General features: G+C 39.8%; 16 protein-coding genes. 4 read left to right on the top strand and 12 right to left on the bottom strand.

Annotated elements, in window-relative coordinates; all coding sequences use genetic code 11:
* Positions 1–31: 31 nt before the first annotated feature.
* Positions 32–1,093, top strand: a complete 1,062-nt coding sequence (locus tag AMD01_RS02800) for an FUSC family protein (protein ID WP_245638867.1) — start codon at positions 32–34, stop codon at positions 1,091–1,093.
* 109 nt (positions 1,094–1,202) lie between these two features.
* Positions 1,203–1,622, top strand: a complete 420-nt coding sequence (locus AMD01_RS02795; RefSeq protein WP_053399857.1) for a hypothetical protein — start codon at positions 1,203–1,205, stop codon at positions 1,620–1,622.
* 145 nt (positions 1,623–1,767) lie between these two features.
* On the opposite strand, the gene AMD01_RS02790 is transcribed toward AMD01_RS02795, so the two are convergent.
* The 7 genes from AMD01_RS02790 to AMD01_RS02760 form a co-directional block, all read right to left on the bottom strand.
* Entirely contained in the window at positions 1,768–2,214 is a 447-nt protein-coding gene (locus tag AMD01_RS02790) for a hypothetical protein (RefSeq protein WP_053399856.1), read from the bottom strand.
* A 310-nt stretch (positions 2,215–2,524) separates the two neighbouring features.
* Entirely contained in the window at positions 2,525–3,964 is a 1,440-nt protein-coding gene (locus AMD01_RS02785; protein WP_053399855.1) for a GntP family permease, read from the bottom strand.
* 372 nt (positions 3,965–4,336) lie between these two features.
* The gene (locus AMD01_RS02780; RefSeq protein WP_053399854.1) at positions 4,337–4,867 is read right to left on the bottom strand and encodes a DUF2812 domain-containing protein; all 531 of its coding nucleotides are present in this window, start codon (positions 4,865–4,867) and stop codon (positions 4,337–4,339) included.
* Positions 4,864–5,205, bottom strand: a complete 342-nt coding sequence (locus AMD01_RS02775; RefSeq protein ID WP_053399853.1) for a PadR family transcriptional regulator — start codon at positions 5,203–5,205, stop codon at positions 4,864–4,866. The genes AMD01_RS02780 and AMD01_RS02775 overlap by 4 nt, the downstream gene beginning before the upstream one ends.
* 296 nt (positions 5,206–5,501) lie before the next feature.
* Positions 5,502–6,275, bottom strand: a complete 774-nt coding sequence (locus AMD01_RS02770) for an alpha/beta hydrolase (RefSeq protein WP_053399852.1) — start codon at positions 6,273–6,275, stop codon at positions 5,502–5,504.
* Positions 6,276–6,310: 35 nt separating this feature from the next.
* Positions 6,311–8,083, bottom strand: a complete 1,773-nt coding sequence (locus tag AMD01_RS02765; protein ID WP_053399851.1) for a glycoside hydrolase family 13 protein — start codon at positions 8,081–8,083, stop codon at positions 6,311–6,313.
* A 61-nt stretch (positions 8,084–8,144) separates the two neighbouring features.
* The gene (locus AMD01_RS02760; protein WP_053399850.1) at positions 8,145–9,056 is read right to left on the bottom strand and encodes a LacI family DNA-binding transcriptional regulator; all 912 of its coding nucleotides are present in this window, start codon (positions 9,054–9,056) and stop codon (positions 8,145–8,147) included.
* A 153-nt stretch (positions 9,057–9,209) separates the two neighbouring features.
* Between AMD01_RS02760 and AMD01_RS02755 the strand changes: the two genes are divergently transcribed.
* Both AMD01_RS02755 and AMD01_RS02750 read left to right on the top strand, forming a co-directional pair.
* Positions 9,210–9,875 carry a haloacid dehalogenase type II gene (locus AMD01_RS02755; RefSeq protein WP_053399849.1) on the top strand — a complete coding sequence of 222 codons (666 nt, stop codon included), beginning with the start codon at positions 9,210–9,212 and terminating at the stop codon, positions 9,873–9,875.
* A gap of 166 nt (positions 9,876–10,041) precedes the next feature.
* A complete protein-coding gene (locus tag AMD01_RS02750; protein WP_053399848.1) occupies positions 10,042–11,187 on the top strand; it encodes a fused response regulator/phosphatase in 1,146 nt (381 codons plus the stop codon).
* A 34-nt stretch (positions 11,188–11,221) separates the two neighbouring features.
* Here the strand turns inward: AMD01_RS02750 and AMD01_RS02745 are convergent, their stop codons facing one another.
* The 5 genes from AMD01_RS02745 to kdpB all read right to left on the bottom strand — a co-directional run bounded on the left by AMD01_RS02745 (position 11,222) and on the right by kdpB (position 20,189).
* Positions 11,222–12,058 carry a CheR family methyltransferase gene (locus tag AMD01_RS02745; RefSeq protein ID WP_053399847.1) on the bottom strand — a complete coding sequence of 279 codons (837 nt, stop codon included), beginning with the start codon at positions 12,056–12,058 and terminating at the stop codon, positions 11,222–11,224.
* A 43-nt stretch (positions 12,059–12,101) separates the two neighbouring features.
* Complete coding sequence (locus tag AMD01_RS02740) at positions 12,102–14,900, bottom strand: response regulator (RefSeq protein WP_053399846.1); 2,799 nt, start codon at positions 14,898–14,900, stop codon at positions 12,102–12,104.
* A 292-nt stretch (positions 14,901–15,192) separates the two neighbouring features.
* Positions 15,193–17,505: a universal stress protein gene (locus AMD01_RS02735; RefSeq protein ID WP_053399845.1), complete on the bottom strand. Its 2,313-nt coding sequence runs from the start codon at positions 17,503–17,505 to the stop codon at positions 15,193–15,195.
* A gap of 60 nt (positions 17,506–17,565) precedes the next feature.
* Positions 17,566–18,123 (bottom strand): potassium-transporting ATPase subunit KdpC, encoded by a 558-nt coding sequence (gene kdpC / locus AMD01_RS02730; protein ID WP_053399844.1) that lies wholly within the window; start codon positions 18,121–18,123, stop codon positions 17,566–17,568.
* A 29-nt stretch (positions 18,124–18,152) separates the two neighbouring features.
* On the bottom strand, positions 18,153–20,189 hold the full coding sequence (gene kdpB, locus AMD01_RS02725) for a potassium-transporting ATPase subunit KdpB (protein ID WP_053399843.1): 2,037 nt from the start codon (positions 20,187–20,189) through the stop codon (positions 18,153–18,155).
* Positions 20,190–20,211: the final 22 nt, after the last annotated feature.

Below are 20,211 nucleotides of genomic sequence, written 5' to 3'. Positions count from 1 at the left end.
CACAAAAAAGGATTTGAGCATCATGGGTACGATGAACATTTTTCAGTTTACTGGAAGAAGAACGATTAAAACAGGAGTTGCCGTATTTTTAACAGCCCTCATCTGCCACCTCATGAACTGGTCCCCTATGTTCGCTGTTGTCACCGCGATTGTGACGATTGAACCTACCGCGATTGACTCCATCAAAAAAGCGTTTATTCGCTTTCCTGCTACGGCGATCGGAACAGCCATTGCCATGTTATTTACATTTTGGCTCGGCGATAGCGTTTTCACGTATACGTTCGTAGCCGTTCTAACAATTGTTACTTGCTATAAGTTAAAGCTAAACGACGGAATGATTGTTGCAACCTTAACAGGTGTACTAATGATTGCAACCGTTCATCAGCATTATGTTTCATCGTTTTTCGTACGTCTAGAAACAACGACGACCGGCTTAGTTGTCGCTTCCTTAGTCAATGTGCTGTTATTACCACCAAAATACTCAGTAATGATCGCGAGTAAAATCCAACAGCTTTTTTATGAATCAGCAGATCTATTAACAAAAAGAAGTATGGAGCTTCTTTGTAACCAACCGTTTGACAAAGATATTCGTCAAGCCTTTCAAACACTTTCACGACGCTTAGAAGATGTGGAAAAGCTTTGCTCCTACCAGAAAAAAGAATGGCGATTTCACCGAATTGCTCGCAAGGACATCCGCGCTTTTCATTATGAATATAAAAAATTAATGATTCTTCGTCAGCTTCTTTACCACATTGGTAATGTTGTTTACCTACCTTCTCACCACCTTGTACTAGACCATCAACATATGAAGTTTCTGACGTTCATTATTCAACAATTAAAAGAGAGCTTATATAGCCGTTCATTTTCTATTCAGCCTGACACGTATCGTCAAATAAGCGAGCTGCGACAATGGTTTTTAGAGCTAGAACATATGAAATGCGAAAATGCACTAGCAGGTGAGCAGCGATTAGTACCTGAGACAGCCATTTTATACGAGTTTCTTTCTATTCATCACTTAATCCAGGATTTGCACTTGTTACATCATCATGAGGTTCGTCATCAAAAAGTGGTAACTAGCCATTATCAAGCATAAAAAGAGCAAACTTCTTACAATTACTAGCATCTCGCTCGTGAACGCTATATGATAGACTAGAAGATTTATTTAAGAAACTGATTTTTAGTATGAGGAGTTTAAAATTATTATGAATGACTATATTTCGACAAGTAAGGTAGCGGTTGAGGCCTTAAAATTGCTTAATATTAAAGAAACAGCGAGAAATTCGGATAATCTTCGCCGCAGCATTAATGAACTGATTCAAAAGAAGGAACTAAAGGGGATTAGAGATCACAAGTTTTATTATCTCTCTCAAGAACAAGTTAACTACTATTTAAAACTCATAAAGGAAAATTCACATGTGCTTCCACCGAGCATTATTAAAGAGTTAAATCAGCATGATGATCAACAGCTCGTTGCGGACATTTACAGCAGCGTGCTCAATGCGAACGGTGTAGAAAAATTAAAACAACTAATTCAGTTATATGATGATGGCATTATTGAAATCACGACTGAACAGCTACAAAACATTATTACAAACCACCATTTTGTGGATCTTAAATCATGACTATTAGGGTGATAGAAGAGGAGCTATTTATAAAAGATAAATAGCTCCTCTTCTATTAATTCAGCAAGAGTTACATAAGAAAAAAAATCAAAAAGAGGTACATTATGGTAAAAATAGAGCGCAATAAAAAAATGCGTTTAACGCATTATCCTCGTTTCCTTGTGTAGACTTTCGTGATGGACTTTGACATGGTCGTCGGAAAGCTTGTAATGCTTGCAAAGGTACGTCTAATCGTTCGCACATCTAACATCGGCACTTCTAATGCATACGTATTGTTTAAATAAGCAATATATTTATTGATGTCTTGAAGTACTTCCTTCGTCAGCACGAACCTACCAATTAAGGATACGCCATTTGCCATTCGAATCATTTTTTCGTTTTCATCTTTTAATAACGTATAAGAATGCTTCTTAATTACCAATCCCTTGCTCTTTCCAGAGAGATAGAATTTAAAGTGAAACTCATAGCACTCACACTGTGGATCATTCGCGTGTGTTTCAGTCATTTCATCTTTATATGTATGCAACTCTTTTGACTGAAGATTGTCGTTTGAATCCCTCGATGATACGTTCTTATTTTTTTTACAATACATTCTCTCACCTCTTTACCGCCTTTTACACATAAAGGCCACAACCCCTCCATTGTCTACAAACGCTCAGCGCTTACGGCATTGCTTCATAAATGTATGAAGTACCTTTTAATTCCCACCAAAAATTCTACAGAGAAAACGCATAAAAACATTATAGAATACTAAAAAAACTTAGTAAAAAAAAATTCGTCTATTTTCGCTTATACAAGCCAAAAATAAACCTTTTCTCCTAATAATAAGGAATATTCTAACTTTTATTTTCAACCAAATAAAAAGAACACCTTTTGCTGAAAAGGTGTTCTTTTTGATCGGTTTAGTAAAGTCCTGTTAATGAATAGAATAAGATGACGAAGAAACATGCCAGCGTTTTAATGATCGTTAACGCAAAAATATCTTTGTACGATTGTTTATGTGTTAAGCCTGTAACAGCAAGGAGTGTGATTACGGCTCCGTTATGAGGAAGCGTATCCATACCACCGGATGCCATAGCAATGACCCTGTGCATAACTTCTGGATCAATATTAAACTTTTGAGCAGCTTCTACGTATTTATCTCCCATCGCACTTAACGCGATTCCTAACCCGCCGGATGCGGAACCCGTCAAACCAGCTAATACGTTTGTCGTAACGGCTCCGTTAACGAGTGGATTCGTAAACGTATGAGAAATTCCGTCACGTACAACGCTAAAACCAGGTAGTGCAGCAATAACTCCACCAAATCCATATTCAGACGCCGTATTCATCGTAGCTAACAAAGCTCCTCCAATACTTGCGTTTAAACCCGTTTGGAAGTTTACCATAATGTTCTTCCATCCGTAAATCATAGTGGCGATAATTCCGATTAAAAGGGCTAGTTCTACAGACCAAATCCCTGCAACCGTATTTAAGTCAACAACTCCAAATGACTCTAAACCAATTTTAGAAAAATCAAATCCGTTTGGATACCATTTGACGACGGACATGACGAACAATTTGTTCGAAACCCCTACGAGGATAAGCGGTGCAAAAGCGAGCCACTGGCGCAATGCACTTGGCTGTGGTGACGTAGAAAGAGATGCTTGTGCTGCTTCTGTTTCAGCAGATGCCGCAAGCTCTGCATTTCCACTCTCTACACCAAAATAACCTTCGCCCTTCGCGTGCGCTTTTTTACGCTGACGCTCCAAATAAAGCATGCCAATTGTAAATACAAAAATAGCGCCGATAATCCCTAAGATAGGGGCTGCGTAAATATCCGTTTTAAAGAATGATGTTGGAATAACGTTTTGAATTTGTGGTGTTCCAGGCAGAGCGTCCATCGTAAATGTAACCGCTCCTAAAGCAATTGTTCCTGGAATTAAACGTTTCGGGATGTTTGCTTCGCGGAATAGATTAGCAGCAAACGGATATGCAGCAAATGCAACAACGAATAAGCTTACGCCGCTATACGTTAAGATGGCACATAGTAAAACGATCGCTAAAATCGCTCTCTTTGCACCAACAAAGCGGACAATCGTCTTCGCAATGGATTCAGCAACGCCAGATGTTTCAACTAGCTTACCAAATACGGCCCCTAATAAGAAAACGGGGAAATAGTTCTTAATAAATCCAACCATTTTTTCCATAAAAATATTCGAGAAAAACGGTAGTACATAGCTTGGCTCTGTTAGCATAACGGCCAATAATGCGCAAAGCGGCGCAAAAAGGATCACAGAAAACCCACGATACGCGATTAACATCAGCAAACCTAATGCCAGAATGATAATTAATAAATCCATATAATATCCCCCTCAAATTCATTGTTACAGCATGAAGTGTTGTCTCAATTTACATGTAGGAAGAAACTATGTATGGGTCATTCTCGTTTCATGATGGTTAGTGACAAAATGGTGGTCGTGAATGATTCTACATATCTCTTATGCTTATTAAACCTCCCTCCACATTTTTTGATAACGCTTTCTTTTTGTTTTTTAAAGCGCTGTCGATGCTCGACTATGTCCATTATACTGTATCTGTCACAGAATAGACATGATTAATTTATGATCTATAACAGTTTTTTTGAATATTTTTACAAAAAACTCACCCTCATGATGATTATTTGGTGAGCAGTTGTGTTTTTATCCATTTTTTATGTATGTGACAGCGCTTTGTTAACGAGATAACAGACGACGATATTTACGATAAATCAATGTAAGTGATACCCCAAGTAGGATTAAAAGAGCCGTATAGAAACCTTTAAAAAAATTACCTACTGATGAATGAGGAAAACTGTCATTGAAAACGAGTGAAGTTGCAACTGATAATCCACTCATAAAAGCTAATCCCGTTGTTAGCAATAATCCTTTGTATTTTTGAGCATTGGACTCGCGATCAGAATACAGCGTTTCCGAAAAACGTTCTCCAGCTTTTCCTTTAAAAACGTGCCATCCTAAAAAAGAATCGACGTGCTCCCAGCCCGCCTCTTTAAAAATTACTTTGTACTCTTCTAGATCTTTATTCGACGTGCTTTTGTAATCTAGTTTATAGATCACATCTGCTGGTTCGCCCTGCTCAAAGTGATATCGAAATTTACGATATCCTTTAAAATACCATCCTTTTTGAACCATGCTATTTAACCACTGCTCTTCCTTCTCATCTTGCCAGGCAAAAAATACGCGAAAACAACTCTTTTCTTTTTTCATGTCAAATCCTCCCCTAGTTTCTCCACGTATGGCTTACTTCTTTCTACAAGTTCATGCAGGCGCTCATACTCTGCTTGGATAACACGATTTCCAAGAACGGTCAGCTGATAATTTTTCTTGCGCTCTTGAACATCCACTTTTACGATCAACCCATCCTTTTCTAGCTTACTAAGGGCCCCGTAAAGCGTACCAGGTCCAAGTCTTACCGTTCCCTTACTCATTTCTTCTACCTTTTGCATAATGCCGTATCCGTGAAGGGAAGACCCCAGAGCGAGCAAAATGTAGTACGTTGTGTGCGTCAAAGGAAGATGGTCATCAACCGTTCGTTTCTTTTTCATTGCTCTTCTCTCCCGCCTTTTATATCGACATGCGATATATCGTATAGTGATATAATACCAACTTTAAAATTGGAAGTCAATATCCACAAATAGGATTTTTTCACCGTTTTATGTGTCCCTTTAACTTCCTCATTAGCATAGCTGCAATACAAGCCCCTACTTGACGTTTAAAATATAAGGAATTGATGACTAACACCCCCGTTGATTTTCAGCGTAGATTTTTTTACAAAACGAAAAGCCTCTCCCTTTTCCGCACAAACGCGGAGAATGGAGAGGCTAGGTAACTCTACTTGTTATTATTCATATAAAAATGCAAAAATCTCTGGAAGGCGCTTGTTCCAAGCAATCTCGTTATGCTCGGCACCTTCTATAATTTCAAACTTACACTCAATCACTTTTCCCTTAATTAGCTTATACAAGCGTTCACTTGAATCAACGTACATTGCTGCATCAACATCACCAGACGCTTCTTGGGTCCCGACATCTAAATAAAATTTTTGAATCACCGTTGGTTCACTTTGCGCGACTAGTTCTTCAATTTCCTTTTGGTTAAACCAATATGCAGAAGATAGAGAAGCAATACGATTAAATACATTCGGATATTGAAAAGCTGCGTAAGTGGAAATTAATCCACCCATAGAACTTCCAGCCATCGCTGTATCGTTCGGAATGGTACGATAGTTGTCATCAATAAATGGCTTCAGCTCGTTGACGATATACTCTACGTATTGCTTTCCTTCTCCACCAAACGTCTCATCTAAATTTCTCATCAATTTTCCAATGTCTTTGTTTTCCCAAGGACCATATTCGTCCAAACGCTTATTTCCTTCGTTTTCCGTATTACAATCAATCCCTACCACAATGAGTTCATAAGAGGACGAATCCAAAAATTCACCCATCTTCCACGCCATTCCGTACCCTGCCTCTTCATCGAAGAATAAGTTTTGTCCGTCGTGCATGTACAAAACAGGATAGCTTTTGTCACTAGAATGATAGCTTGGTGGAAGATAGACCCGCACCGTTCTCTCCCTTTGCAAAGGTGTAATCGTCACCTTAAACGTCTCAATCATCTTTTATTTCCCCTCTTTCTCCACCCTATATTGAATTAAACAACGGCAACAATTAATACCTCGTGCCCAGCAAGCTTAAGTTCTTTTTCATCTAGTTTCATATTCGTATCAATGACCGGAAGAAGTTTCTTTCCTTTTAGTGAATGAGGCTTTGTAATGGAAATAGCTTCTGAACTGTTGTTAAAGACAAACAAAAGCGTATCGTCTCCATTCGTTTTCGTATACATCACATGATTTGTTGTGTTGCTGTACTGAATAAAATCAAGCTCCCCATCGTTTCCAAACACGCCATTATCCCGACGAAGCGCAATTAGCTTTGTAATATACTGCAACAGCTCACGATCTTGCTTCTCTTCTGCCCATTCCATGCACTTTCGACATCCTGGGTCCATGTCACCTGACATCCCAATTTCATCACCGTAATAAATACATGGTGTCCCTGGTGCTGATAGTAGGAATGTGAACAACTGCTTCACCTTTTCCTTATTCCCCTCACAAGTTGTTAAAATGCGTGGCGTATCATGACTTCCTAATAAATTAAACGCTGCTTCCATTACATTTTTTGGATACATCACGAGCGTTTCCACCGTTTGGTTCACAAATTCTTCCGCCGTTATTTCTTGCTTTGCAAAAAAGTCAATGGCTCCGCTTGTATACGGGTAGTTCATGACGGCGTCAAATTGATCTCCTTGCAGCCACGGCATTGCATCATGCCAGATCTCGCCTAAGATATATACATCCGACTTAATAGCACGAACTTCTTTACGAAATTCCCTCCAAAAGTCATGTGATACCTCGTTTGCTACATCTAATCGCCAACCGTCAATATTAAATTCCCTTACCCAATATCGACCAACTTCTAGTAAATATTCGCGAAGCTCCGCATTGGACGTGTTAAGCTTTGGCATCTCTTCTGTAAAAGCAAACGTTGCATAATTAGGCTTTGGTTTTGTTTTAACAGGAAAATCCTTAATATAAAACCAGTTTTTATAACGCGATTTCTCTCCATTCTTCAGTACATCCTGGAAAGGTGGGAAATAAAAACCGGAATGATTAAATACCGCATCAAGCATTACTTTGATGCCTTTTTTATGACACGTATCCACAAATTTCTTAAACGTTTCTTTATCCCCAAACTGTGGATCAATCTCCATATAATCGATCGTGTCATATTTATGATTTGAGTAAGCTTTGAAAATAGGCGTTAAATACAGCCCTGTAATACCAAGCTCTACTAAATGATCCAAGTGGTCCATAATTCCCTTCAGATCTCCGCCAAAGAAATTATTAGGCTTTGGTTCCGCACTTCCCCATGGTAGCGCTCCTTTTGGATTAATCGACTCATCTCCATTTCCAAAACGTTCAGGGAAAATTTGATACCATACCGTGTCTTTCACCCAAGAAGGAGCCGAAAAGACGTCTTCTTCATTTAAGTATGGAAAGGTAAAAAATGAATTATTTGTTCGTGTATTTAAATCAACGAAAAAACCTTTTTCTGTATAGATAGCGGTTTCATTTTTCTGTTCTAGTTGGAATGCATATTTCACACGCTTTGTTTCTGTTTTGATTTCACCAAACCAATAATCAAATAGACTCGTGCTTTTTTCTTTTTTCATTGAAACAGACTGATCACGATGCCATTCCCATACATCATTCTCATTTTTCTCCCATGAAAAAGGATCTCCCCATAAAATGGTCACCGCACTACAGTCTTCCTTTTTCGTTCTTAGACGAATATGTAACGTTTCTGCATCGTATGCATACGCGAAATTTCCTTTTGGACGATGGTAAACAGCTTCTTGTAACATAATATACACCCCTAATAGTTTGACTTAATCGTTTAAGTTAAGTGAAAAAAGGAAAGCAGAATTACTCTGCTTCTTGCATCTTGTATTTGAACATATCAGAACAGTCTTCCTCATCTAATAATAGCTTCATGATATGAAAGGCTATTTCATCCTTAGACAACTTAAACGTAACCTTTTCCACTGTACGTGGAACTAGCTCGTCGCATCCAGCTGTACAGACACAAATTATGTTATCGTTTACGTGCTGATTTTTAACAGCGGCTGCCAAAAACTCATTAAAGACAATCACTTGTTTCCCTTTGTTTTTTTCTAGAAAATAAGCAAGATCTTCTTCTGATCTGGCAACATGAATATGCTCCTCAGGTATGCCGCTTGCCGCTTTTACACGCTGGAGAATTTGCTCGTTTTGGAACTCTTCCATGATGATTACGTAGTCTCGCGTTATATATTGCTTGGCACGTTGCACGGCACGTTCAAAATCTGGCAGTACTTTAAAAAATAGCTCATCCTCTATATAACTATCAATTAAAACAATAGGAACCATCGTGAACTGATTGGAAATACGATAGAAGTTCGACTCCTTCACATCAATTAAAAATACGCCATCAAGCTTTCGCTCCGTAATAATATGGTGATTAGGCGCTTTTTCATCAATCGTTGAAAACAGCACATGATAACCATCTTCTGTTAATCGTTTTTCTAACTGACTGACAAAATGGGCATGATATAGCTGTTTCCACACCATTTCGTTTGGCGTCCTATTCAACAAAATACCAACAAGACCCGTCTTTTGTTTGACTAATGAACGAGCAGCTAAATTCGGTGCATAATTTAAACGATGAGCGATCTCTAACACACGATTTCGTGTTTCTAATGGAATCGTTTGATTTTTTACGTTGTTAATAATGTAGCTTACAGTTGCGACAGAAACCTTCGCTTCCTGCGCGATATCTTTCATCGTTACTTTTTTCATTCTTCATAACCTCTTCACTTAAACGATTAAGTTGAATGTACCACATCCCTTTTTATTTGTCTATCTAATTTTTCCGACTATTATCGATCAGGTTTTGAAAGGTTAGAAGAAGGCTATAATACAGGTAGTGGTTCACAGAAAAGGAGTTTTGCTATGTCTTCTTCAATAAAAGCTCTCATCTTTGACGTGTATGGAACGTTACTTGACGTTCATTCTGTTATTGAAAAGTGTGAAGAGCTCTATCCCGAAAAGGGCAAACAAATCAGTCAAACATGGCGCCAAAAGCAAATTGAATACTCATTTTTACGTCAGCTTATGGGAAACTATACGCCATTCTCACACGTAACGGCAGACGCTCTTCGTTACGCTGTTCATGAACACGGTTACGAATTGTTACATAATCAAGAGCAAACCTTAATGAATGCTTACTTACATCTACAGCATTATGATGAAGTTGAAGCCGTGTTAAAGGAATTCACCAACTGCAAGCGGGCTGTTTTCTCAAATGGTTCACATGACATGTTAGATCCTCTTATAAAGAACGCTGGTCTTACTTCTTTATTCGATAAAATCATTAGCGTAGACGATGTGAAACAATACAAACCAACGCCTGCTAGCTACCTTCATGCTCTAAACGTATTAGGAGTCGAACGACATGAAGTACTGTTTATGTCATCCAATGGATGGGATATATCCGGTGCGAAAAGCTTCGGATTCCGTACCGCGTGGATCAATCGACTTCACAAACCGACGGAACAACTTCAAGTACCACCTGATGCAATCTATTCAGATTTACGTGGAATTCTAGAATGGAAATGAGTCAAAAGACGCCTTCTAAGGTGTCTTTTTCGATGTGCTCTTGCACTTTATTTTTTATCTACTGGAAAATTTACGTTATAATAATAGATAGCAATTTTTATCGTAAATTCAAGAAGACTTCGATTCTACTTTTTCAGTCCTCTTATGTGCCAAAAGGAGATCAGTAATGGCCATCTTAATTGTTGATGATAATCAAGTAAATTTATTTGTTATTGAGAAGATTTTAAAGGGTGCAGGGTATACCGATTATCATTCTTTTACATCTGCTCGTGAACTATTTAAATATTTAAAAGTGTCCGATGAACACGCTCAGCTTCCTCCAGCAGATGTTATTCTAATGGATATTATGATGCCAGAAATGGATGGAATTGAAGCATGTAAATACCTTCAAAAAATAGCGCATTTAAAAGATATTCCGGTCATTTTTGTTACGGCTCTTGAAGATTCACAGAAAGTCGCAGAGGCGTTAGATGTCGGAGGCGTTGACTACATTACAAAACCGATTAATAAAATAGAACTTCTCGCACGACTTCGTGTTGCGCTACGACTAAAAGAAGAAAAAGATTGGCATACCGAACAAGATCTAAAAATTCGCAATGAGCTCGATCTCGCCACACAGGTACAGCGAACATTGCTAAGTGAACCGATCTTTACAGATCATATTCACATTGCTGCATCCTACATTCCTGCTTACAAGCTTGCCGGTGACTTATACTACTGGCACAAAATCGATGAGGATCGTTACGCAGTCATTCTTCTCGACATGATGGGGCACGGAATTTCAGCATCGCTTGTGTGTATGTTCATCTCTTCTGTCCTCCGGGATGCGATTCGAAAACATACCGATCCCGAATCGGTTATTACAGAATTAAACCGCTGGATGGCTTACATCGCAAAAGATGACAGCTACCTGCACTATTACTTTACAGCAATTTACCTCGTTGTAGACACTAATAAAAAGACCGTGACATACGTGAACGCAGGGCATCCACCGGGCTTTGCTTGTGTTGATGGAAAAGACTTTATTACATTAGAGCGTGGTAGCCTAGCAGTTGGCTTTACGGAGCACATAAAAGTAAATGCTACAACTCTTCACTATGAAAATAGCATTCAGCTCCTCTTGTATACAGATGGTGTGGAAGAAGCATTGGAGCGTACTGGACGTGACCCTATCGCTTACCTCCAAAACGCCACGTCTCAATACTGGAATCCATTAGCTTCTAATTCGCCTATCGACATGATTTTGTCAAAAGATTTGCAGTACAATCAGCCTGATGATATGTGTACGGTAATGATCTGCGTACAATCATGAAAAAACGACCTACATATGCGTAGGTCGTTTTTTATTAGCACTTTTGATAGATTCGCTCAATGGGATTAAAATCTCGGTACAGCTTCCGGTCATAATCGATACGAAGCGCTTCTTTGTTTCCTAGCCCTAAAAATCCTCCATGACTAAGGCTCTCGTAAAATAAATCGTGTACGCTATCTTGCAACGTTTGATTGAAATAAATCATGACGTTGCGACAAATGATAACGTGAAACTCATTAAACGAGCCATCGGTAACAAGATTATGCTGAGCAAAGATAATATTTCGTGTTAAAGACGGATGAAAGTAAGCGGCGGCATAATCCGTCGTGTAGTACTCTGAGAACTCCTGCTTGCCACCTGCTTGCAGATAGTTTCTCGTATAGGTTTGCATTTTTTTTAATGAAAAAATGCCGCTTTCCGCTTTCTTCAATACTTTTTCATTCATATCCGTTGCATAAATTTTTGTTTTATCCCCTAGCCCTTCCTCTTCCATTAAAATCGCCATGGAGTAAGCCTCCTCGCCTGTCGCACAGCCAGCATGCCAAATCCGAATTTCTGGATAATGACGCAAAAGAGGCACTACTTGCTTTCGAAAGGTTAAGAAGAAACTAGGATCCCGAAACATCTCTGTGACGTTAATCGAAAAATCACTCAATAGCTTTTCAATATACCCAGGCTCATGAATAACCTTTTCTATTACTCGACTTATCGTCGGAATTTGCTCCAAGCGCATTCGATGTTGAATTCGTCTTTCTATTGACGAGCGCATATATTCACGAAAATCGAAGCCCGATATACGATACATCGTCTCTAGAAGCAATTCAATCTCAAGCTGCTCTCGTTCTTCAATTGTCGATAGATATTGCTTCACTTCTTATTCTCTCCTTCTGCGGATTGCGTACTCCGTTTCAACCTTACTTTGATGATTTAGTAAGCCAAACGCTCATAACTGAAAACAGCTGATCCAGTTTTAGCGGCTTGCTGATATAATCGGACGCTCCTGCCTCTAGACATTTTTGGCGGTCGCCTTTCATTGCTTTTGCCGTTAGCGCAATAATAGGAAGCTCATTGAAAAACGGAATAGATCGAATGCGTTGCATCGTTTCATAGCCATCCATGCCTGGCATCATGATGTCCATTAACACAATATCAATGTCTAAGTTTTTCTCCATTAGCTCGAGGCATTCGATACCGTTTTGAGCAGCAATAATATTCATTCCCTCTGCTTCTAATGCTGTTTTTAATGCGTAGATGTTCCGATTGTCATCATCACAAATCAATACGGTCTTTCCTTGATAAATACTTGATGACGCGTCGGAAGGAACTGGGTTCTTCTCTTCTTCTATCTCTACTGCTTGAATGAGAGGCGCATCAATCGTTGCTGCCACTTCAAGCGGCGCTTGCTCAACTTCATGAATGGCTGCAAGTCCATTTGGCAAGCTCGGAATGTATAACGTAAAGACGCTTCCTTGACCTTCTTGACTGTCAACCATAATCCAGCCACCAAGCAGCTTAATAAACTCTCGGCAGATTGATAAACCAAGGCCTGTACCGCCATACTTTCTTGCGGTCGCTCCTTCAGCCTGCTGGAACGCTTCAAAGATTAGCTGTTGCTTGTCTTTAGCAATTCCAATGCCCGTATCCACTACTTTTATTTCAATCCAGAAGTCAGCACCCTTTGTGTCCACCCATCTGTGCGCAACTTTTTCTTCCACTTTGCGGATCGAGATGGAAACAGAGCCTTCTTCTGTAAACTTAAAGCTGTTTGATAATAGATTTTTTAAGATTTGCTGAATGCGCTGCTCATCTGAGTAAAGTATGTCAGGAACATTTTTATCCTTATTAATGACAAATGATAACCCTTTTTTCTGGCTCACGTGACGGAACTGTTGATCGATATAGGAAGGAAGTTCACTTAAGTTCGTTTCAGAGAACGTAATATCTAATTTTCCGGCTTCCACTTTTGATAAATCCAAAATATCATTAATCAAATTCAATAAATCTTTTCCTGAAGAGTGAATAACCGTCGCAAATTCTTTTTGATCTTCAAGTGATCCTTCGGCAGCCGTGTCTGAAAGCATTTCAGATAAAATTAAAATGCTGTTCAACGGTGTACGAAGCTCATGCGACATATTCGCAAGAAACTCCGATTTATATTTTGAACTTAACTGCAGCTGTTCCGCTTTTTCTTCTAAATCATTTTTAGCCATTTGTAAATCCATTGATTTTTGCTCTGCGTCTCTCGTTCGTTCTTCAAGCTGCTCGTTAATCATACGCAGCTCTTCTGACTGTGACTGTAGCTCTTCTGATTGTGCCTGAAGCTCTTCGGACTGCGTTTGAAGCTCCTCTGACTGAGCCTGTAATTCTTCCGTCATCATCTGTGATTCCGCTAACAGACGCTCAATTTCCATACGCCCTAATACGTTATTAACGGTAATACCTAACGTATCTAAAAGCTGTACAAGAAGGCGTTGTTGAAGATCTGTGTATGGGCGAATGCTCGCCAATTCAATCACAGCCACAACGTTTCCTTCATATAAAACAGGTGCGATCAGAATACTCGTTGGCTTCACTTCTCCTAATCCAGAAGCGATAAATGTGTAGTCAGTTGGAATTTCTTCAATTACTCTCATCTTTTTCTCAATTGCACACTGACCAATAATTCCTTCACCGAACAAGAATGATTTCCTGCCTACATCATCGGCGCGTCCTGCAAAGCTTGCTACCTTTAGAAAATGAGGATTGTTCTCCTCTCCTTTTCGCAAGTAAAAAGCTCCCATAGATGCACCGATTAGCGGCGTTAATTTGGCCATAAATTTATCTGCTAGCAGTTCTACATCCACAATATTTTGGTACATCGTCGTTACGTCCGCAATTCCTGTTTGAATCCAGTTTTGATCTGAAATTTGCTCGTTAAATCGCTGTTCTTTTTCATTATATCGTTCTAGTGATGACGCCATTTCATTAAAGGCGAGACCGATTTGACCAATCTCATCTTTGATTCCTACTTCCACTCGTGGAAGCGTGCTTAAATCCGTATAATCAATATTTCCCATCACATCTGAAATATTTTTTAACGTCTTAGATGTGCTCTTAATGACCCACATAGACGCACCCATAATTAAAAGCAGGCAACATAGAATACCTAAAATAACCACCGTTAAAATCTGATTGTACGTATCATTTGAATCTTTTAAGGCTTGGTTCATTAGGTCTTCCTGAACTTTTTTAAATTTACCCAAGTTTTCTGTAAGCATCTCACGCTTCTGTTGGTGCTCTTTAAAAAGCGATGAAAACGCCTTCTCATTAATGTTTCCTTCTGTCTTTTGAACAATTTGAGTCTCTGTTTCAATGTAATTTTCATATTGAATTTGAATTTGTGTTAATAAGTCTCTTGCCTGAGCACGGTTTAAAATGCTTGACAATGTGGTAATATCTTTTTGTATCGTCACTCGGTTATTTTCTAAGCGTTTGATACTTTCCTCGCGACTCTGCTTGTTCTCTTCATTCATTAAATACAGTAATTCACGATCAGACTGTGAAAATAGTTGCTGAATTTCGGTCGCCTGACTTACTTTTCCGTATCGATCTTCAACTATTTCAAGCATGTTGCTTTTCATGTTGTTGATCATCACAATAATGCCAACTAGCATGACAGTGATAAAAAGCATGATAAGGCCAAACCCTAAAATCTGCTTTTTTCGAAAGCTCATTTTGTTCTCCTACTTTCACTATTCAATTTTACTTACTCAATCATTAATTTATAATGTCTTGGATAGATGTACAAAAAGGGGCAACTATTTTTAACAACATCTTCGTTTAGAAAGGGGTAAAGAATCTACCTATTATAGCATTACTATTCTATTACAACTTTTTACACAGGACAACTCTTAATGTGCTCGGAAAAACAAAAAAGGATTGCACATTTGCAACCCTCTGTTTTCCTTTTATTCATTGTTTTCGAGATTAAAATTAATGTATACATATATTAATGAAGAAACTCGGTTATTGATGCAGATGTGCGACAACTAGGACGTCTAGATGTCGCGTTTCTTTCAACAGTTTTTGAACAATGGACCCTCTCCAAATTTCTTCTATACGTGATTTTGCTGAATGACCAATAATTATTTGGGTGGCCCGATTTTCATAAAAATACTGCTGTAAGACACCAACAACCTTGCGGCGGTCACTAACGGTAGACGTATGAAAATGTCCCCCTAACCGTTTCGTCATCTTTTTCACGTGCTCTTTTGCTTTTTCCTCCTGATCGTTTAGAGGATGATCTTGAACGTACACAACATACCAATCTGCCTTAAGGCGATAGGCAATCCGAAAGCCTCGCCGAATTAACAGCTCACTGTTTGATCCGAGATGTATACATACACAAATGACTTCTTCCGTTCGCCACGGTCCCCTCAATGCTTTTGTATGCTCCCACGATTCCAATCGTTCATCTACATCATCCGCTACCTCCCGAAGTGCCATCTCCCGTAGCGCAATCAAATTTCCCGTTTTAAAAAAATGAGATAGTGACTGCTCAATCTTATCTGCTCGGTAAATGTTCCCTTCCTTCATCCGTTGCCTAAGCGCTTTAGGTGAAATATCAATTAGCTCGATTTCATCTGCCATGCGCAGCACCCGGTCAGGAACGGTCTCTCGAACGCGGATTCCCGTAATTTGCTTTACGCTATCATTAAGACTTTCAATATGCTGAATATTTAACGTGGAGATAACCGAAATACCTGCCTTTAAAACTTTTTCAACATCTTCATACCGCTTCATCCGAATACTCCCCGGGACATTCGTGTGAGCAAGCTCATCAATTAAGACCACTTCTGGATTTCTCATTAAAATAGCTTTCGTATCCATCTCCTCGAGAGTCACGCCTTTATACGGAATTTGTTTACGTGGAATGATTTCTAGTACGCCAACCTGCTCAAGGGTTTCACTCCGACCGTGCGTTTCCAAAAGCCCAATGACCACATCAATTCCTTTTTCCCGAAGTTCATTTGCCTCTCTCAACATCGTGTAGGTCTTCCCTACACCAGGGGCGGCGCCAATGTATACTTTTAACGTACCGCGCTTAATGTGATCAATTCGATTTTCTACCTCTTGATCAGACGGTCGTCGATACGGATTTTCATCTATTTTCCTTTGCCTAGCGGGAAGTACGCGCTCTCCTTCCTTTTCAGCTCGATCTGCGACAATAAAAAGATCAATATTTCGCGTTGCCCGAAGAATTTTATGAAGAATTGATCCGTGCCAAAACTCTTCCCACCTACTTCTTTTGGATTGCCCCATGACGATGCGAGTCGTATTATTTTGGATTGCATATTCCACAATTTCATCTGCTACATCGTCTTTTTTAAGTACTTTTTCTTCAAATGTGCCACCTAACTTCTCTACTAGCTGGACCATCGATCGTTTGAACGTTTCTTTTTCCTCGGATAGACGATGCCCAGTATTTCGGAAGCAGACAACGTTAAGCTCCCCGCCTAACCGCTTCGCAATTTGATCCCCGCGCCTTATTAAAAGCGAACCATTCCAATAATATTGTGCCGAGACCAGTATTCTCTCCGTTGCACCTGATGCACCGAGAAGACCATACTTTTGACGATATTCATCCAGGTGTTCGTTTACCTCTCCAGCTAATACCCGAAGTGACAACTCTCGTAGCACAGCTAAGTTATCTTTCTGAAAAAGAGAGCTCTTGATGTGCTGATCCATCGTCTCTTCTTCTAATCGCTTTAACATTACTTCTGGGGTTACGTCCAAAAGCTTAATATCATCTGCTAACGAAAGGGTATGTTTCGGTACACATTCGTCATTCGTAAAATGCATGGATGTAAATTCATTGGCAAGCTTATGAATATCTTCTAGTTCATAGATGTTGATGGTCGCAATGACACTTATTTGCTTATTAATCAGCATCATGACCTCTTCTAGCCTTGTCACATAAGCGGCTTCTGGCCGATTTCGATGTGCGAGGTGGTCAACTAACACCACTTCAGGATTTCGCTCTAAAATAGATTCAATATCTAAATCACACTGCTCCACCTCTCCTTTCTTCCACCCAATCACAGGCATCTGTTCTAATTGATTCGCTTGATTTTGTACTTTCGGTCCAGCAGATCGACTCATGCAGCCAACCACCACATCAATGCCTTTCTTTTTTAGGTCATTTCCTTCTAAAAGCAGGTGATACGTTTTTCCTGAGCCACTTACTGCCCCAAGGATAATTTTAAACCGTCCTTTTTGAACATTTAAAATGGATTGTTCGACCTCTTCCTGTGTTTTACGTCGAAATAGCTCTGTCAAACTAGCTGTCCTCCTCTCTATGAAAAAGGGCATTCCAGCTCACACTGAAATGCCAAAGGCTTATTTTAACTGATCTAGCGCTACGTTAAGTTCCAATACGTTCACTCGTTGATCTCCAAACACACCTAATTGACGACCATCTGTATGTTTTTTAATGAGTTCGTACAGCTTCTGTTCATCAATGTTACGTTCTTTTGAGATGCGTGGAACCTGAACCTTTGCCGCCATGGGTGAAATATGTGGATCAAGTCCAGATCCAGAGTTTGTGAGCAGATCAGCAGGTACCTCACTCTTCTTTATGCTCGGATTTTCTTTTAAAAACATCGCCAAGTCCTTTTTCGTTCGATCAATCATGTCTTGATTTGACGGGGCATAGTTTCCTGACCCTGATCCAGCAGCATCATAATTAATAGAAGAAACACGTCCCGTAAAATAACGCGGATCTTTAAATTGCTGTCCAATTAGCTTCGAGCCGATAACCTTTCCTTGCTCATTTTTCAGAAGGCTTCCCTCTGCTTTTTCAGGCATAATGATCTGAGCAATTCCCGTCATTCCTAATGGGTAAACAATTCCACATATAAGTAGTAGCACAACCGCTAGTCGCAAATTTTTCAACATTTTCCTCACCTTTATTCTCTATAGTTTTCTCATGCTACATGTAGTAACGTTAGAAGTAAATCGATTACTTTAATCCCAAAGAACGGTGCAATGATGCCACCTAATCCATAGATAAAGAGATTTCGATTTAATAGCTTTGTTGCGCTCATTGGTACATACTTTACCCCTTTCATAGCGAGAGGAATAAGGAGTGGGATGATTACCGCATTAAAAATGAGCGCGGACAAAATAGCACTTTCCGGTGTCGCAAGACGCATGATGTTCAGTGACTGCATCTGCGGAATTGCGAGCATAAACATCGCAGGGATGATCGCAAAATATTTTGCTACGTCATTTGCGATACTAAAGGTCGTAAGAGCTCCGCGCGTCATAAGCAACTGCTTTCCAATCGAAACAACTTCAATGATTTTTGTTGGATTTGAATCCAGATCGACCATGTTTGCGGCTTCTTTCGCCGCAATTGTTCCACTGTTCATCGCAATTCCGACGTCAGCTTGAGCAAGTGCCGGTGCATCATTTGTTCCATCTCCCGTCATCGCTACTAGCTTTCCTTCAGACTGTTCTTTTTTGATAACAGCGATCTTATCTTCCGGCTTCGCTTCGGCGATAAACTCATCCACCCCAGCTTCTTTTGCGATCGTCGCAGCTGTTAATGGATTATCACCTGTACACATAACGGTCTTAATGCCCATTCTTCGTAGCTCTTCAAAACGTTCTTTCATGCCAGGCTTCACCGTATCCTTTAAATAGATGAGCCCGACGATACGATTTCCTTCTGAAACAGCTAGTGGTGTTCCCCCTTCTATCGCAATTTGCTTCGTACGCATATCCAAGTCACTCGGTATGCTTCCACCTTGTTCTAATACAAACTGCTTAATCGCCTCAACTGCGCCTTTTCTCACCACTCGTCCTGTGTTAAAATCAGTTCCGCTCATGCGTGTTTCTGCTTTAAATTCTACTCCATGAGATCCTTCTATTTTAAATTCTTCCCTTGGTACCCCAAGCTTTTTCGCAAGTTCAACGATGGATCGACCTTCAGGCGTCTCATCATGAAGAGACGTGTGAAGAGCGATGGAATTTAACTCTTCTTTTGATACTTTGTTTATCATAATAAAAGAAGCTGCCATACGATTTCCATGCGTGATTGTTCCGGTCTTATCAAGAATAATCGTATTAATATCACCTGCAGCTTCGACCGCTTTTCCTGACATCGCAATAACATTAAACTGTGTGACCCGGTCCATCCCTGCGATTCCAATTGCAGATAGTAATCCTCCGATCGTAGTCGGAATCAAACAGACTAACAGCGCAATTAGCGTCGCAATCGGTACAGTCGCGTTTACATATGAAGAAATCGGAACAAGTGTCGTACAGACGATTAAAAAGATAAGGGTTAAGCTAACAAGAAGCGTGTTTAACGCAATTTCATTTGGCGTTTTTTGACGTTTTGCTCCTTCCACTAGTCCAATCATTCGGTCTAGAAATGACTCTCCAGAGTTCGTTGTGATCTTCACCTTAATTCTGTCACTCACAACCCTTGTTCCACCAGTAACTGAGCTGAAGTCTCCACCCGATTCTTTAATAACAGGTGCAGATTCACCTGTTATCGCCGATTCATCGACAGATGCTACCCCTTGAATCACTTCCCCATCACTTGGGATTAACTCATTGGCTTCTACAATGACGACGTCTCCTTTTCGAAGATCCGTTGAGCTTACGAGCTTCGTCGTCCCGGTTGGTAAAAGAAGCGTTGCTTTTGTGTCCTGCTTCGTTTTCTTTAAACTATCTGCCTGTGCTTTTCCACGCCCTTCTGCAAGCGCCTCAGCAAAGTTGGCAAATAAAATCGTTAAAAACAGAATGAAGCTCACCCCAGCATTGTAGAGGGCACTTTCTCCCTTACCGAATAAGGTAGGAAAAATACTGAGTACGAGCGTAATGACAAACCCAATTTCTACAACAAACATCACCGGGTTTTTAGCCATGATGCGTGGATGAAATTTTTTAAAGGCATCACTAGCTGCCTGTTTCATAATTTGATTATTAAGCGTTTTGCGATTGCTATTCATCGAAAAGACTCCTTTTTTATAT

This window comes from Priestia koreensis, assembly GCF_001274935.1.
Lineage (GTDB): Bacteria > Bacillota > Bacilli > Bacillales > Bacillaceae_H > Bacillus_AG > Bacillus_AG koreensis.
The sequence above is the reverse complement of the archived record's forward strand: the minus strand, read 5'-3'. Positions and strand labels throughout refer to the sequence as shown.

Excerpts from the sequence above, each read along its gene's own strand:
- AMD01_RS02800 (WP_245638867.1), top strand. The coding sequence starts at position 32 with ATGAACATTTTTCAGTTTACTGGAAGAAGAACGATTAAAACAGGAGTT.
- AMD01_RS02795 (WP_053399857.1), top strand. The coding sequence starts at position 1,203 with ATGAATGACTATATTTCGACAAGTAAGGTAGCGGTTGAGGCCTTAAAA.
- AMD01_RS02790 (WP_053399856.1), bottom strand. The coding sequence starts at position 2,214 with ATGTATTGTAAAAAAAATAAGAACGTATCATCGAGGGATTCAAACGAC.
- AMD01_RS02785 (WP_053399855.1), bottom strand. The coding sequence starts at position 3,964 with ATGGATTTATTAATTATCATTCTGGCATTAGGTTTGCTGATGTTAATC.
- AMD01_RS02780 (WP_053399854.1), bottom strand. The coding sequence starts at position 4,867 with ATGAAAAAAGAAAAGAGTTGTTTTCGCGTATTTTTTGCCTGGCAAGAT.
- AMD01_RS02775 (WP_053399853.1), bottom strand. The coding sequence starts at position 5,205 with ATGAAAAAGAAACGAACGGTTGATGACCATCTTCCTTTGACGCACACA.
- AMD01_RS02770 (WP_053399852.1), bottom strand. The coding sequence starts at position 6,275 with ATGATTGAGACGTTTAAGGTGACGATTACACCTTTGCAAAGGGAGAGA.
- AMD01_RS02765 (WP_053399851.1), bottom strand. The coding sequence starts at position 8,083 with ATGTTACAAGAAGCTGTTTACCATCGTCCAAAAGGAAATTTCGCGTAT.
- AMD01_RS02760 (WP_053399850.1), bottom strand. The coding sequence starts at position 9,056 with ATGAAAAAAGTAACGATGAAAGATATCGCGCAGGAAGCGAAGGTTTCT.
- AMD01_RS02755 (WP_053399849.1), top strand. The coding sequence starts at position 9,210 with ATGTCTTCTTCAATAAAAGCTCTCATCTTTGACGTGTATGGAACGTTA.
- AMD01_RS02750 (WP_053399848.1), top strand. The coding sequence starts at position 10,042 with ATGGCCATCTTAATTGTTGATGATAATCAAGTAAATTTATTTGTTATT.
- AMD01_RS02740 (WP_053399846.1), bottom strand. The coding sequence starts at position 14,900 with ATGAGCTTTCGAAAAAAGCAGATTTTAGGGTTTGGCCTTATCATGCTT.
- kdpC (WP_053399844.1), bottom strand. The coding sequence starts at position 18,123 with ATGTTGAAAAATTTGCGACTAGCGGTTGTGCTACTACTTATATGTGGA.
- kdpB (WP_053399843.1), bottom strand. The coding sequence starts at position 20,189 with ATGAATAGCAATCGCAAAACGCTTAATAATCAAATTATGAAACAGGCA.